Origin of the sequence: Bartonella sp. P0282 (assembly GCF_048452985.1) — a bacterium.
Taxonomy (GTDB): domain Bacteria; phylum Pseudomonadota; class Alphaproteobacteria; order Rhizobiales; family Rhizobiaceae; genus Bartonella; species Bartonella choladocola.
In genome coordinates, this window is record NZ_WTFO01000003.1 from 90,111 (window position 1) to 104,373 (window position 14,263).

Sequence of the window (14,263 nt, forward strand, 5' to 3'; positions counted from 1 at the left end):
AGATTCCGGCAAAAACGAGAGTGGTCATCAAAATCGTGTGGACTGTATCTTTTTCGCATCATGACCGGCTCTTTAACTGGTATCTGTTTAAAAACGTGCTATAGAACCAACCATGTTTACACGCTTATCGGATCAGGATTGCGAGAATTTCAATGGGATTTAAATGTGGTATCGTCGGATTGCCGAATGTGGGAAAATCCACACTGTTTAATGCTTTGACAAAAACAGCAGCAGCACAGGCTGCGAATTATCCTTTTTGCACAATCGAGCCGAATACTGGCGAAGTTGCTGTGCCGGATCCGCGGTTGAAAAAGATTGCTTCTATTGCCGGTTCCAAGGAAATCATCCCCACACGCATCAGCTTTGTCGATATTGCAGGGCTTGTGCGTGGCGCATCGAAAGGCGAAGGGTTGGGCAACCAGTTTTTGGCCAATATTCGCGAAGTTGATGCCATTGTGCATGTGCTGCGCTGTTTCATCGACGAGGATATTACCCATGTTGAAGGGCGAATTGATCCGGTGTCAGACGCTGCAACCGTTGAAACAGAATTGATGCTGTCCGATCTTGAAAGCCTCGAACGGCGTATTGTACAGATGAGAAAGCGCGCGACAGGCAAAGACAAGGAAGCTTTGACCGTACTTCCCATGATGGAAGAGGCTTTGAAGCTTTTACAAAATGGCAAACCGGTTCGGCTTTTGAACAAAGATATTTCGGAAGATGACCGGCAAATTCTGGTTTCGTTCAATCTGTTGACCTCGAAGCCCGTGCTTTATGTTTGCAATGTTGCCGAAAGTGATGCGGCAACAGGCAATGATTTTTCCAAAGCTGTCGAGAAAATGGCTGCCGAACAAGGTGCTGAAAGCGTGATTATTTCTGCCGAAATCGAGGCGGAAGTGGCGCAATTGCCGGAAGCGGAAGCCAAAGAATATCTCGAAGAACTGGGGCTTCATGAACCAGGGCTCGACCGTTTGATTCGCGCGGGCTATCACCTGCTTGATCTTATTACCTATTTCACTTGCGGCCCCAAAGAAACCCGTGCCTGGACCATTAAACGGGGAACCAAAGCCCCGCAAGCAGCCGGTGTTATCCATTCCGATTTTGAACGCGGTTTTATTCGCGCCCAAACCATCTCCTATAAGGATTATGTCGAACTGGGTGGCGAAGTGGCAGCAAAGGAAGCCGGTAAAGCGCGTGACGAGGGCAAGGATTATGTTGTCGAAGATGGCGACATCATGCTTTTCAAACATAATTCCTGATTTGTTATCGACCAATAGCGCCGGTTTTACTCATTTTCCGGCCGTTATTTTGTGACCAATCCGGTTTTAATATTTTTCGTGCCCGTCTCGTAAACCATAAAATAAAAGCCGTCCGGAATTTTTTCCGGACGGCTTTTATTCAAACAGTTTCTATAGAAAACCGATAAGCTTTCGATAGAAAAATAGCCTTTCGATAGAGATAGCGTTCTCGCCTATCGAACAGTTATTTTTAATCAGAGCTTTTTATGCTCTTCATATTTGAATTCGGGAGCGGCCATCAGCCCTTCCTTGGTTACATTGACCACAACCTTCCACGCACCATTTTCATGACGCATGTAGATTGTTGAAGGATCAACCACAACATAGCGTTCACCCACACCAAGAAAACCACCTACACCCACAACAATGCCCGCTACATTATTCTGGCGAATGATAATGTCCTTGATCTGGCCGATTGCTTGATCCTGCTTGTTCAATACTTTTGTATCAATCAAGCTTGAAGCAATAAAATCTGTTTCGGTCGGTGTGACATAACGCACAACGACATCACCATTCGGCAACTTGACTTCCGAAGCCGGTTCTTTCGGCGCTTCGATTGTGATCTTCGGTGATTGCGCAAAAGCGCTCCCAGCGATTGTTGCTGCCAAAACAGTGATAAGTGCCAGTCTTTTCATTTAATACGCCTCATAATAATGTTAGTTACTTAAATAAAACGTATAAAAGATAAGAATGTTCCATTTTATTTATATTTTTTTAATGATTATTTATTTTTTTAAAACTGAAAATGGATATTATTGTTATATTATTGCGTTTGTTTTTATTATATATATCTAATATGAACTTCATTTACTCGATTTAAGTTTTATCTGGCCATTCTCTTTTTTGCATGACTGATTGTTACTTGAAGAAAGAATATACCAATCTTGAACGGCTTTAACGCCAAGCCGTATTTTGCGAAAATCGGCAGAGTTGAATAACCACTTGTCTCACCACACAAGATATTTTTAGCCCACAAAAGATATTTTTAGCCCACACAGGATATTTTAGCCCACACAAGATATTTGCAAGTGCCGAACTGCATCCTTGATTGCCTTTTCGACTTCTCGTTTTCAACCTGTCGTTTTTAACCTCCCGTTTTCAACCTACCGTTTTCAACTTGTCGTTTTCGACCTGTCTTTTTCTGTGGCATTTTCCCGAAAGATGGCCAATCATCTTCAATAAAACAGGATCACAAGAAAACAGAGCCAAGCGCAGAATAGAAACACGCGCAAAACAAAAACAACCATAAAACTGGGACAGTCACGAAACAGAGACAGGCACGAAAAAGAGACAGAAACGAAACAGGGACAAGCGCGGCTGAAACACTTTTCCCGCCCCTTTCCGGACTGTGCAAAATTAGAAACCCGCTTGCCGATTGGAGCCGGTTTAATGCGAGCCTCATCACTAAAGAAGACGGCTTGGCACGCATGAACACATGCCAATGAAGACCACTTGCCGGATAGAACCGGTTGCCAGGTACAACCGGTTGCCAAATAAGACCGCCCATTAACCAAGACTTCCGGCTAGCCAGCTTGCAAAACAAGGTCATTTGCTACACAAGGCTGCATGTCAAACGAGACCGGTTGCCAAATAAGACCGCCCATTAACCAAGACTTCCCGCTAGCCAGCTTGCCAAACAAGGTCATTTGCCACACAAGGCTGCATGTCAAACGAGACCGGTTGCCAAACAAGACCGCCGGATAAACAAGACTTCCCGCTAAATAAGACTGCTTATCCAGCTCACCCGCTTGCCATAACGGAATAGAAACTTTTTTAAAGCCTCCCCGAAAAACTCAATCGCCTTCGTAAGAGACCAGTGTGTGCACTTCAACGCCCAATTGGCGAAGCTTTTCGGCTCCGCCATGATCGGGCAGGTTGATAACAAAACAGGCTGCAACGATTTCGGCGTCAATCTGGCGCAACAATTCTGCGGCTGCAATAGCCGTTCCACCAGTGGCGATAAGGTCATCGACCAGAACCACTCGCTCACCTGGTTTCACCGCATCACGGTGCATTTCCATTTCATCAATGCCATATTCCAGACTATAGGCAATGCGCACCGTATCATAAGGCAATTTGCCTTTTTTCCTGATCGGCACGAAGCCTGCCGAAAGTTGGTGGGCGACAGCCCCGCCCAGAATGAAACCGCGTGCTTCCACACCGGCGATCTTATCGACTTTAAGGCCTATATAGGGGTAAACCAGCGCGTCAATGGTGCGCCGGAATGCACCGGCATTGCCCATCAAAGTGGTAATATCGCGGAATTTCACCCCCGGTTTCGGATAGTCCGAAATTGTGCGGATGGCTTTTTTCAGTGTTTCTTCAAGAGTTTCATTTGTCATCAATTTTCAATCCAATTCATTCCATATGCGTCTTTTCACGGCATAGGTCAGGCCTGCAAAGACTATCAAGAACAAGATGACACGAAAACCGGTCTTCTTGCGTGTTTCCATATGCGGGTCGGCAGTCCACATCAAGAAGGCCGATACGTCACGGGCGTAATTTTCAGTTGTTTCTTCTGTACCATCATTATACGTCACCATGCCATCACTTAAAGGGGGCGGCATGGCAAGTGCATTTCCCGAATTGAAATAAGGGTTATACCAATTATTTTCCGCCACTTCCGCCCCTTCCGGCGGGTCGCTATAACCGGTGAGAAGTGCCGTAATATAATCAGGCCCGGCTTCGTTATAATTGGTAAAAATATCGGCAATAAAGGCAGGAAACGGCAAAGACACCGCACGGGCTTTTGCCATTAGCGAAAGATCACTCGGATTGGCACCATTATTGGCAAATTTCGCCGCTTCGACGTTCGGAAATGGCGAAGGAAAATAATCGGTCGGCAAGCCTTTGCGAACAAACATTTCCCCTTCGCTGTTCGGCCCGTCCTGAATGTCATAGGTTTTGGCAAAAGCTTTTATTTGTTCCTCATTATAGCCAAGTGCCTTGAGGTCTCGAAATGCAACATATTTCAAGGAATGGCAGGTCGAGCAAACTTCTTTATAAACCTTGAGGCCGCGTTGCAATTGCTGAAGATCATAAGTGCCAAAGGGGCCGGAAAAGCTCCAGCTCTGTTTTTCGGGAACTTTCAACGGGTAATGCGCCTCGCCGCCTTCCTCTTCTGCAAAAACAGCAAAAGGCACGAAAAGCAATGCCGCCACAACCAGCCAAAAAAGAGAGTGCCTTCTTACCATAGCCGCCACCTTGTTTTGGCCTTTGCTTCCTTTTTTTCAAGATCTTCACTAATGGAAGAAGGAACCGGCAAAGTCTTTTCAAACTTTGGCAAAAACGGCATAATGACGAGGAAAAATACAAAATAATAAAGTGTAGCGATTTGCGACCAGAATACGCTACTTTCTGTAATGGGGGATGCCCCCAATATTCCAAGTGCCACCACATCAACAATAAACAGCCAATAAAACAGTTTGAAAGCCGGACGATAGCGCGCAGAACGCACTTTCGAGCGGTCAAGCCATGGCACGAACAACCAGATCAACACCGCCGCCATCAATATCAGCACACCGCCGAATGTCGAGCTGATCGGCCCGAAATCGAAGGTAATGGCGCGCAACATGGCGTAAAAGGGCAGAAAATACCATTCCGGCACAATATGCGGTGACGTGGTCATGGTGTCTCCGGCGATATAATTGTCGGGGTGTCCCATATAATCGGGCATGAAAAACAAAAACCATGCAAAGAAAATCAGAAATACGCTGATTGCAAAAATATCTTTGATCGTCGCATAGGGTGTAAAAGGGACAGTTTCCGACGGCGATTTCACCTCTACCCCTGTCGGGTTGTTCTGCCCGACATGGTGGACAGCCCAGATATGCAAACCGATAAGAAAAACCAGAATGAAGGGAAAAAGATAATGCAAAGAATAAAAGCGGTTGAGTGTCGGCTGTCCGACATTGAAACCGCCCAATAATGTTTCATGAAGCCAGGGGCCGATAACCGGAATAGCCTTGAAAAGGCCGGAAATGACCGAAGCTGCCGATGTCGACATCATTCCCCAGACGAGTGTATAGCCCAGAAATGCGGTTGCCATCATCACCAGATAGATCAGCACACCAATAATCCAGATGAGTTCGCGCGGTCGCTTGTGCGAGCCATAATAAAGGCCGCGGGCAAGATGGATATAGGCGGCAATGAAAAAGAATGACGAGCCGACAGCATGCCAAGGCTCGAAGAGCCAACCGAACTGGCCGTCGCGCATGAAGCGTTCGCGCGCATCGAATGCCAATGTCACATCGGGAATATAATGCATCGACATGACAATACCGGTCAAAATCTGCGATACCAGCATCAATGTGAGGATGCCGCCAAAGGTATAGAAATAATTGAGATTTCTCGGCACCGGAAAAGATACACCGAGATTATAAAGAAAACGCAAAATCGGTAGCCGCGCGTCAAGCCAGCGTGTTAGCGCATATTTCGGATGATAGGATGAAGATTTTGTCATCGCACCTATCCGATCTGCAACACGTTATCTGACAAAAACCGGTAAGGCGGTATTTCGAGGTTGCGGTTGGCGGGGCCTGAACGCACCCTTCCGGCTGTGTCGTAAACCGAACCATGACAGGGGCAAAACCAGCCGCCAAAAGCACCCGACTGCCCTAAGGGCACACAACCGAGATGCGTACAAATATTAATCATCACCAGCCAGTTTTCATGCCCCTCACCGGCCGATCGGGCAAGATCGGTGGCGGGTTGCTTCCCCTCAAGGTTGGGATTTGCTGCATCCGGATCTTTCAGTTTATTCAGATCGACGTTTCTCGCGTCATCAATTTCTTTTTGTGTGCGATTGCGGATGACGACCGGCTGACCGCGCCATTTGACGGTCACAGACATTCCCTCTTCTATGCCGGAAACATCAACCTCGATTGTGGCACTTGCCAGCACTTTCTGATCGGGGCGTAACTGGTCGATAAATGGCCATGCGACAGAACCGACGCCCAGCGCACCGGCAACGCCGGTTGCAAGAAATAGAAAATCGCGTCGTGTCTTTTCGCTACTCATTGTAAAAGGTTGTAACCTGCCGGAAAAAGGTTGGAGCCTATTGGTCAAACGTATGTTTTTTAGCACACAGCATCAATTTGTCCACGCTTTAAAAAGAATGATAGTTGAAACACCATGTATTTTCAAAATTTTAAAGCCGTTCGCCGACATCGCCTAAGCTTTTTTACCCGATTGTTTCAAATAACGGCAGTTCATCACACAATGAAGAAAACGGGGTGTCGGGTGTCGCGACCGGTCGGAAACGGCAAAATACAATCCGGCTTTTAAAAAAACAGCTTCTCTACTGCCGCTCAACCTTTCAACTTTCATCAGAATTGTTATTGAAAAATAGGCAGCCCGAAGCGCGCGGTTAGGAAACGCCTCGATTGCCCGATAAACTCGCTTAAATAGACACCCCGTAAACGCAAACAAAGAAGAGGTTTCTGTTTTACGAAAACAAGAAACAAAAAACAGGAAACAGGAAAAGATCTTCCGGTTCAAAAGGGGCTGGCGTTTCTGCCCCGTTTTTTTCACTCAAGCCCCTTCAAACGATAAAATCTCAAGACTCACTATCAAGATCAAGATGGCCGCCAACCTGCCGGTTCCACAAATGGGCATAAATACCGTGCTTCAAAAGCAATTCTTCATGCGTGCCATCCTCGACAATTTTTCCCTTATCCATCACGATCAAGCGGTCCATTTCGGCAATTGTCGACAAGCGGTGGGCGATGGCAAGAACAGTTTTTCCTTCCATCAGGCGCGCGAGATTTTCCTGAATGGCAGCTTCGACTTCCGAATCGAGTGCCGAGGTTGCCTCGTCAAGAATAAGAATCGGCGCATCTTTGAGCATGACACGTGAAATAGCAATGCGCTGGCGCTGCCCACCGGAAAGGCGCGCGCCGCGCTCTCCCACAAAGGCATCATATCCGGTCTTGCCGTTCTGGTCGCGCAGACTGTCGATAAAATCGGCAGCTTCGGCATCCCTTACTGCTTCAAGCAATTCCCGATTGCTGGCATCAGGCCGCCCATAGAGAATATTATCTTTGAGTGAACGGTGCAAAAGCGAGGTATCCTGTGTCACCACCCCAATGGCCGCGCGCAAGCTTTCCTGTGTGACATCGGCAATATTTTGCCCGTCAATCAATATAGCGCCCTCTTCGACATCGTGAAAACGCAAGAGAAGATTGACAAGTGTCGATTTACCCGCTCCTGAGCGCCCGACGACGCCGACTTTTTGACCCGGCTCGATATGAAGGTTGAAATCTTTCAAGATTCCCTTGCCCTTGCCATAGTGGAAGCCGACATGTTCAAACCGGATGTCGCCTTTTTTGACGACAAGTTTTTTGGCGTCCTTCTTGTCTTCAACGATTCTATCCTGTGCAATGGAATGCATTCCATCTTCGACAATGCCGATATTTTCAAAAAGTGCGGCCATTTCCCACATAATCCATTGCGCCATGCCGTTAAGCCGCAAGACAAGGCCGATACTGACCGCAACAGCGCCGACAAGAATGGCATCCCGCTGCCATAGCCAGATGCCGAGCGCTCCCACAACAAACAATAAAATACAATTCGACACATAAACGCTGATCGAAAATTTCGAGATCAGCCGCATCTGTTTGTAAACCGTACCCTGAAAATGCTCGAACCCTTCACGGGCAAAGCTTTCCTCTCTTGCGTGGTGGGAAAACAGTTTGACGGTTGCAATATTGGTATAAGAATCAACAACCCGCCCTGTCATGAGAGAACGCGCATCGGCCTGTGCTTCGGAAGCATCGCGCAATTTCGGGATAAAATATTTAAGTAGCCCGATATAGCTGATAATCCACAAAAGAAAGGGCACCATCAGCCGCCAGTCAGAGGAAGCCGCAATCACCAGTGTGCCGAGAAAATAGACAATCACATAGTTTAAAACGTCAAAAAGCTTCATCACCGTTTCACGCACCGACAAGGCCGTTTGCATCACCTTCGCCGATATGCGACCGGAAAATTCGTTCTGGAAAAAGCTCATGGATTGGCCAAGCAGATAACGATGCACAAGCCAGCGTATCCGCATCGGATAATTGCCAAGCAATGTCTGATGCATGACCATGCTGTGCATGGTGACAAAAAATGGCAGGATGAGAACAACCAGCACACCGATGAGTGCAAGTTTTACGCCTTGCGTTTCAAAAAATGTTGCCCGCGAATTGGCATTGAGCCAATCGACAATACTGCCCAGAAACCCGAAAAGCGAAACTTCTGTCACCGCAATCAAGGCGGTAAAGATTGCCATGAAGATCAACCACGGCCAAACGCCTTCCGTATAATAAAGGCAGAAACCCAACAGATTTTGCGGTGGTCGTTTCAGCTCCTTTTCGGGAAAAGCGTTCAATCTTCGTTCAAACCATCCAAACATGGTCGAGCTCCTTGTTTCTGCTTTATTTTAGCTGTCTCAAAATGGTGTTCGACCTCTGCCCGAACACAAAACCCGAACACACAATCTGTGGAACGATCCGGCCCCTTGGAACGATCCGATTAGCGAAGTGTTTCATGGCTTCAAGTGTCATATGTCTTTTTGTCACAAACCGGCGGATTTTTCAAAGCGGGAAACTTTTTTGCTCCCGACTTCTTCCGGCTTTTCCGGATGTCTTTAGACAGGAAAATGCAGAACACGGATTTGCCGACGACGATAAAACGGTTTTTGCGCCTCCCTGAAGATAGTTCAAAACTGCGCGCTTACAAGACGTTTCCCGCAACAAATAAGGCTTTCACTATCTCGAACAGCGCCGACAGCAGAAAAACGAGGCAAAAAGCGATAATGTTTATGAAGTGAGACCAATTAGAGACAAATCACAGACAAACCGGAAAGCCGGCGGCAGACTTTACATAATCCGGTTGTTTGAACTTCGATTTATAAAGCACATTCCGGAAGAGAAAAACACGTTTGCCAAGAATTGTGAATTTTATGTGTTTCGTTGCTTCCCCTCCTCTTTACAATGGCGGGTTCAAAAGCCTATTCAACACTCATGACAGTTCGTATTGCACTTTTTCAGCCCGACATTGCGGGAAACACCGGAACAATTTTGCGGCTCGGCGCCTGTTTCGGCGTGCCGGTTGACATTATCGAACCGGCCGGTTTTGACCTTTCCGACCGCCATTTGAAACGTGCGGGCATGGATTATCTCGAAATTGCAACATTGAAGCGGCACATTGATTGGCAACATTTTCTGGCCGAACAGAAGGCAGAAAACCGCCGTCTCATTCTTTTTACCACCAAAACCGACAAACCTTATTGTGATTTTTCTTTTCAGGACGAAGACGTACTCCTGTTCGGGCGGGAATCGGCAGGTGCACCGGATTATGTCCATCAAGCCGTTGACGCTGAAGTGACCATTCCCATGGTCAAAGTTGCGCGTTCTCTCAACCTTGCGGTGAGTGTTGCAATCGGCGTCAGCGAAGCATTGCGCCAGATCAACAAATAGACCTCATTCAATTAGTCGGCGAATTATTAATAGGTAGACAAAGCCGTTTTCAACCCTTATCTCTTTTCTGGAGTTATTCTAAACGAGTTTATAGATTTAAGACGGATTATGACGAATAGAGACATTCCCGATGACATGCCTTCCGATCTGGAAGACAAGAAAAAGCGGGCAGAAGAGTGGTTCCAATCATTACGGGATAGAATTTGTAATTCACTTGAAAAACTGGAACGGGAACTGACAGGCCAATTTTCCAATTTCTCTGCCGGTTCATTTGTCAGAACCCCGTGGGAAAAACCCGGCGGCATGAATGGCGGCGGTGTTATGTCGGTCATGAAGGGTCGCGTTTTTGAAAAAGCAGCTGTCCAGACATCGACTATTTATGGCGAATTTTCACCGGAATTCAGACAAGAAATTCCCGGAGCACAAGATGACCCGCGCTTCTGGGCAAGTGGCATTTCGCTTATTGTGCACCCACAAAGCCCGCATGTGCCGACCGTCCATTTCAACACCCGTATGATCGTTACAACCCGCCAATGGTTTGGCGGCGGTGCTGATTTGACACCAATGCTTGCCGAGCGGCGCACCCAGTCGGATATTGATACCCAAACCTTCCATAAGGCATTCCAATATGTCTGCGAACGCCACCCTACCGTTGCCGATTATCCGAAATTCAAGAAATGGTGCGACGAATATTTTTATTTGAAACACCGCAAAGAACCGCGTGGTGTTGGTGGTATATTTTACGACTGGCTCCATAGCAGCAAAGAAGCCGGTGGCTGGGAAGCCGATTTCAGTTTTACGCAGGATGTCGGGCGGGCTTTCGACATTGTTTATCCTTCGATTGTGCGGGAAAACTTCAATAAGCCGTGGACAGAAAAACAAAGAAATGCCCAACTTATCCAGCGTGGCCGCTATGTCGAATTCAACCTTATTTACGACAGGGGCACTATTTTCGGGCTTAAAACCGGTGGAAATATCGAAAGTATTCTCTCTTCCCTGCCGCCCACTGTTAAATGGCTTTAGCAATTTCAATTAAAAAAGCCGGAATAGCTTTAGCTATTTCGCTAAGCCAAATCCCGAAATGGGTGTAATCACGAAATTGAACAAAAGGTGGCAGATAAAATAAGCCGGATAAACTTCGCCTTCATCACGTCGGACACGAAAGCAAACCTGCCTCATTTTACCGAATAGGCCGCGAGGCTGATATTTCCGATCAGACCATTGCCACATCTCAGGCCATGGCCATATCTCAGGCCATTGCCACATCTCAGGCCATGGCCACATCTCAGGCCATTGCCATATCTCAGACCGTTGCCATATCTCAGGCCATTGCCATATCGAGGAGTGCTTTCTTATCCAGTAAAAAGCCGGTTTCCACCCAAAGCCTTTCCAGCGCTTTAAGTTTGTGCCCGATGGCCGGCCCCTCGGTGATGCCGAGAGGTAAAAGATCTTTGCCGGTCAAGGGAAAAACCGGAACCTCATAATGCTCGGCCAATTTTCTGAGCCGTGTATAATGGCTTGCTTCAACAAGTGCATTATCATTGCTTAAAGCATGGGCGCGTGCATGTGACAATGCGAGCGTCAATTCGTCAAGAACCGCCTGCTTGCCATGATTATAGACCAGTTTTTTAATTCCGACATCGGGACAATCATATTTGATCGGCCCCATATGCGCAAAGGCGAGCAACCGTGTTTTTTCAGCTTTGGAAAAGCGCAACCGTTCGGCCATTTTTTTCAATCGCACTTCATCGCGTGGCACAATGGAAAAAAGCCGCAATAACGGGTCGGGAGGAAAGCCCATGACATGTTCGGTTCCGATCAGCGGGGGAAATGCGTCGATGCCCCATTTTTCGGTTTCGGGAAGAATAATTCCCAAAATTGCGGCTTGCCGCATCCATAAAAGCGCCCGCGTCGGGTCGGGAGCGGAAAGCATTTTTTTAACCTCCGACCACACCCGTTCGGCAGATAATTGCAAAAGGCCGTCTTTCAGCCGTGCGCAAGCTTTGATGGCTTCGGCATCGGGACGCCCTTTGCCCACCCATGCGTAAAGGCGAAAAAATCTTAAAATGCGCAAGTAATCCTCGCGGATACGATCCTCGGCAACGCCGATGAAACGCAAAGTCTCGCTTTCAATATCGGCAAGACCGTTGACATCATCATAAATTTTACCTTCGGCATCGGCATAAATGGCGTTGATTGTGAAATCGCGCCTTTGTGCGTCAGTCTTCCAATCACGCCCGAAAACAACTTTTGCCTGCCGCCCGTCCGGCTCGATATCGGCTCTAAGCGCGGTTACTTCATAGGAGTGCCCCTTCACCACCACAGTGATTGTGCCATGTTCATAGCCTGTGGGAACTGCTTTGAAACCTTTCTCGCTTACCCGCTTGATAATTTCATCGGGCACACAGGTTGTTGCAATATCAATATCGTTGACAGGATAGCCCAGAAGCTGGTTACGCACAGCCCCGCCTACCACGCGCGCCTCTTCGCCATTTTCCGAAAGACAATGAAGCAGTTGTTGCAGCCCCTCATCGTGAAGCCACAAGGCTTTTTTGGCGATATTAAGCGTAGTCAACGGGATAACCTTTCTGCGAGTGAACGAATCATTGCGGCCGTCGCACCCCATATATAGTGATTGTCGAAGGAAAGTGCATAGAAGCTCCGCTTTTCTGCTCCCGACTTCTTTGATACAATCACATAATTTTTCGGATCAAGCACAAAAGCTAACGGTACAGTAAATATTTCATCAACCTCGTCATCATTTTTGACAAATTCAGCGCCCGCTTCAATCAATCCCACCACCGGACGAATCTCGAAACCTGTCGACGTATAATAGAAGTCGAGTTCGCCGAGTTTTGTGAAATATTCCGGCTCCAGCCCGATTTCTTCATAAGCTTCTCGCAAAGCTGTCATTTCATCGCTGGTGTCGCGCGCTTCTCTTTTCCCGCCCGGAAAAGCGATTTGTCCGGAATGCTTGAGAAGTTTTGCTGTCCGCTTTGTCAAAACGAGATGTGGCATATCGGATTTTTCAACAAGGCCGACAAGAACGGCCGAGCGTTGCCAGGACAAACGTTCGGATTTTTGCCGCATGGGAAGAGAATTGGAAAACGGCCGGCCGGAATTAACCGATTGTATGGAAGAGCGTGAAACGGTTGAAAATTCTGTTTCTTCATTAAATTTTTTGACAATGTCGTTTTGCGAAATTACCCGACTTTCTCTATCCAATTTTAAAAAACCTTCTTGTCAAATCGCTATTCAAGACTTTTAGACAGTTCATTTCTGTTATTTTTCTGCTACAAGCCATGAAATAGTCATTGTTCAAAGATGAAGGTGGTGACAAATTCCATCACCGTCAATTCTATTTGGTCATCTATTCAAAAAGTTCTGGGGAAAAGCCATGAGAAGCGCTTCTAAAACAACATCCGAGCCGAAAAAAACAAAAGCTGGCGCATCTGCCCTCAAGCCTGCAAAAAAGGCTGCTTCCCAAAAAGTTGCAAACAAAATTGCAGCAAAAGATGATGCCGGAATAATTGCCGATTTCGACAATGTCGGAAAGCTGTTTGAAACGTTGCGCGCCACGATCGACAAGGTTGTGTTCGGTCAAAGCACTGTTGTTGAAAACAGTATTATTGCGATTTTGTCGGGCGGGCACGCACTGCTTGTCGGTGTGCCGGGACTTGCAAAAACCCGATTGGTCGAAACATTGGGCACTGTTTTGGGATTGGATGAAAAACGTATCCAGTTTACCCCCGATTTGATGCCATCCGATATTATCGGTTCGGAAGTCATGGATACCGACAAAAGCGGAAAACGCTCTTTCAGATATATCAAGGGGCCGGTTTTTGCCCAGCTTCTTATGGCTGATGAAATCAACCGTGCCTCGCCCAGAACCCAATCGGCGCTGTTGCAGGCCATGCAGGAATATCATGTCACTGTTGCCGGCGAACAATATGATTTGCCAAGCCCTTTCCATGTGCTTGCAACACAAAACCCGCTTGAACAGGAAGGAACCTATCCGCTCCCTGAAGCCCAGCTTGACCGTTTCCTCATGCAGATCAATGTCGATTATCCCGATATTGATACCGAACGGCGCATTATTGTCGAAACAACGGGCGCAAAAAAACAAACAATAAAACCGGTGCTTGACGGAAAGAAGCTCGAAACCATTCAGGAAATGGTGCGACAAATGCCGATTTCCGAAAATGTCGTCGATGCCATTTTGAAATTGGTACGCTCTGCCCGCCCCGATTCCGATAATGTGCACGCTAAAAAACACATTGCCTGGGGGCCGGGTCCGCGTGCTTCACAAGCCCTGTCCTTGTGTGCGAGAGCGCGCGCACTTTATCAGGGGCGGCTTGCCCCCTCGGTTGACGATGTCAAAGCATTGGCAATTCCGGTTTTGCAACACCGTATGGCATTGAACTTCACAGCGCGCGCCGACGGGCTTACAATTTCTGAAGTTATCAATGATCTTGTGAAAGACATCGAATAAAAGGACATCCGCTC

The 14,263-nt window shown here is 47.3% G+C and carries 12 protein-coding genes; 4 read left to right on the plus strand and 8 right to left on the minus strand.

The annotated features are described in order from the left end of the window. Positions 1 to 152 precede the first annotated feature (152 nt). Positions 153 to 1,256, plus strand: coding sequence for a redox-regulated ATPase YchF (ychF, locus tag GQS64_RS09460; protein ID WP_198231397.1), 1,104 nt, complete (start codon positions 153 to 155; stop codon positions 1,254 to 1,256). A 233-nt stretch (positions 1,257 to 1,489) separates the two neighbouring features. On the opposite strand, the gene GQS64_RS09465 is transcribed toward ychF, so the two are convergent. The 6 genes from GQS64_RS09465 to GQS64_RS09490 all read right to left on the minus strand — a co-directional run bounded on the left by GQS64_RS09465 (position 1,490) and on the right by GQS64_RS09490 (position 8,691). After that, entirely contained in the window at positions 1,490 to 1,930 is a 441-nt protein-coding gene (locus GQS64_RS09465) for a PRC-barrel domain-containing protein (RefSeq protein ID WP_077993013.1), read from the minus strand. 1,158 nt (positions 1,931 to 3,088) lie between these two features. After that, positions 3,089 to 3,637 carry an adenine phosphoribosyltransferase gene (locus GQS64_RS09470; protein WP_198231398.1) on the minus strand — a complete coding sequence of 183 codons (549 nt, stop codon included), beginning with the start codon at positions 3,635 to 3,637 and terminating at the stop codon, positions 3,089 to 3,091. A gap of 6 nt (positions 3,638 to 3,643) precedes the next feature. Beyond that, entirely contained in the window at positions 3,644 to 4,489 is an 846-nt protein-coding gene (locus GQS64_RS09475; protein ID WP_198231399.1) for a cytochrome c1, read from the minus strand. Continuing rightward, positions 4,483 to 5,757 (minus strand): cytochrome b, encoded by a 1,275-nt coding sequence (locus GQS64_RS09480; protein ID WP_198231400.1) that lies wholly within the window; start codon positions 5,755 to 5,757, stop codon positions 4,483 to 4,485. The genes GQS64_RS09475 and GQS64_RS09480 overlap by 7 nt, the downstream gene beginning before the upstream one ends. Before the next feature lie 5 nt (positions 5,758 to 5,762). After that, complete coding sequence (gene petA, locus GQS64_RS09485) at positions 5,763 to 6,314, minus strand: ubiquinol-cytochrome c reductase iron-sulfur subunit (RefSeq protein WP_198231401.1); 552 nt, start codon at positions 6,312 to 6,314, stop codon at positions 5,763 to 5,765. Between the two features lie 538 nt (positions 6,315 to 6,852). Further along, complete coding sequence (locus GQS64_RS09490) at positions 6,853 to 8,691, minus strand: ABC transporter ATP-binding protein (protein WP_077993020.1); 1,839 nt, start codon at positions 8,689 to 8,691, stop codon at positions 6,853 to 6,855. 610 nt (positions 8,692 to 9,301) lie between these two features. Between GQS64_RS09490 and GQS64_RS09495 the strand changes: the two genes are divergently transcribed. Both GQS64_RS09495 and hemF read left to right on the plus strand, forming a co-directional pair. Next, positions 9,302 to 9,757, plus strand: a complete 456-nt coding sequence (locus GQS64_RS09495; protein WP_198231402.1) for a tRNA (cytidine(34)-2'-O)-methyltransferase — start codon at positions 9,302 to 9,304, stop codon at positions 9,755 to 9,757. Positions 9,758 to 9,865: 108 nt separating this feature from the next. Then, a complete protein-coding gene (hemF, locus tag GQS64_RS09500) occupies positions 9,866 to 10,780 on the plus strand; it encodes an oxygen-dependent coproporphyrinogen oxidase (protein WP_198231403.1) in 915 nt (304 codons plus the stop codon). A 298-nt stretch (positions 10,781 to 11,078) separates the two neighbouring features. On the opposite strand, the gene GQS64_RS09505 is transcribed toward hemF, so the two are convergent. Beyond that, the gene (locus GQS64_RS09505) at positions 11,079 to 12,332 is read right to left on the minus strand and encodes a CCA tRNA nucleotidyltransferase (RefSeq protein ID WP_246798541.1); all 1,254 of its coding nucleotides are present in this window, start codon (positions 12,330 to 12,332) and stop codon (positions 11,079 to 11,081) included. Beyond that, entirely contained in the window at positions 12,329 to 12,982 is a 654-nt protein-coding gene (locus GQS64_RS09510; protein WP_198231405.1) for a CoA pyrophosphatase, read from the minus strand. Before GQS64_RS09510 ends, GQS64_RS09505 begins: the two co-directional genes overlap by 4 nt. Positions 12,983 to 13,154: 172 nt before the next feature. Between GQS64_RS09510 and GQS64_RS09515 the strand changes: the two genes are divergently transcribed. After that, entirely contained in the window at positions 13,155 to 14,249 is a 1,095-nt protein-coding gene (locus GQS64_RS09515) for an AAA family ATPase (protein ID WP_077993031.1), read from the plus strand. Positions 14,250 to 14,263: the final 14 nt, after the last annotated feature.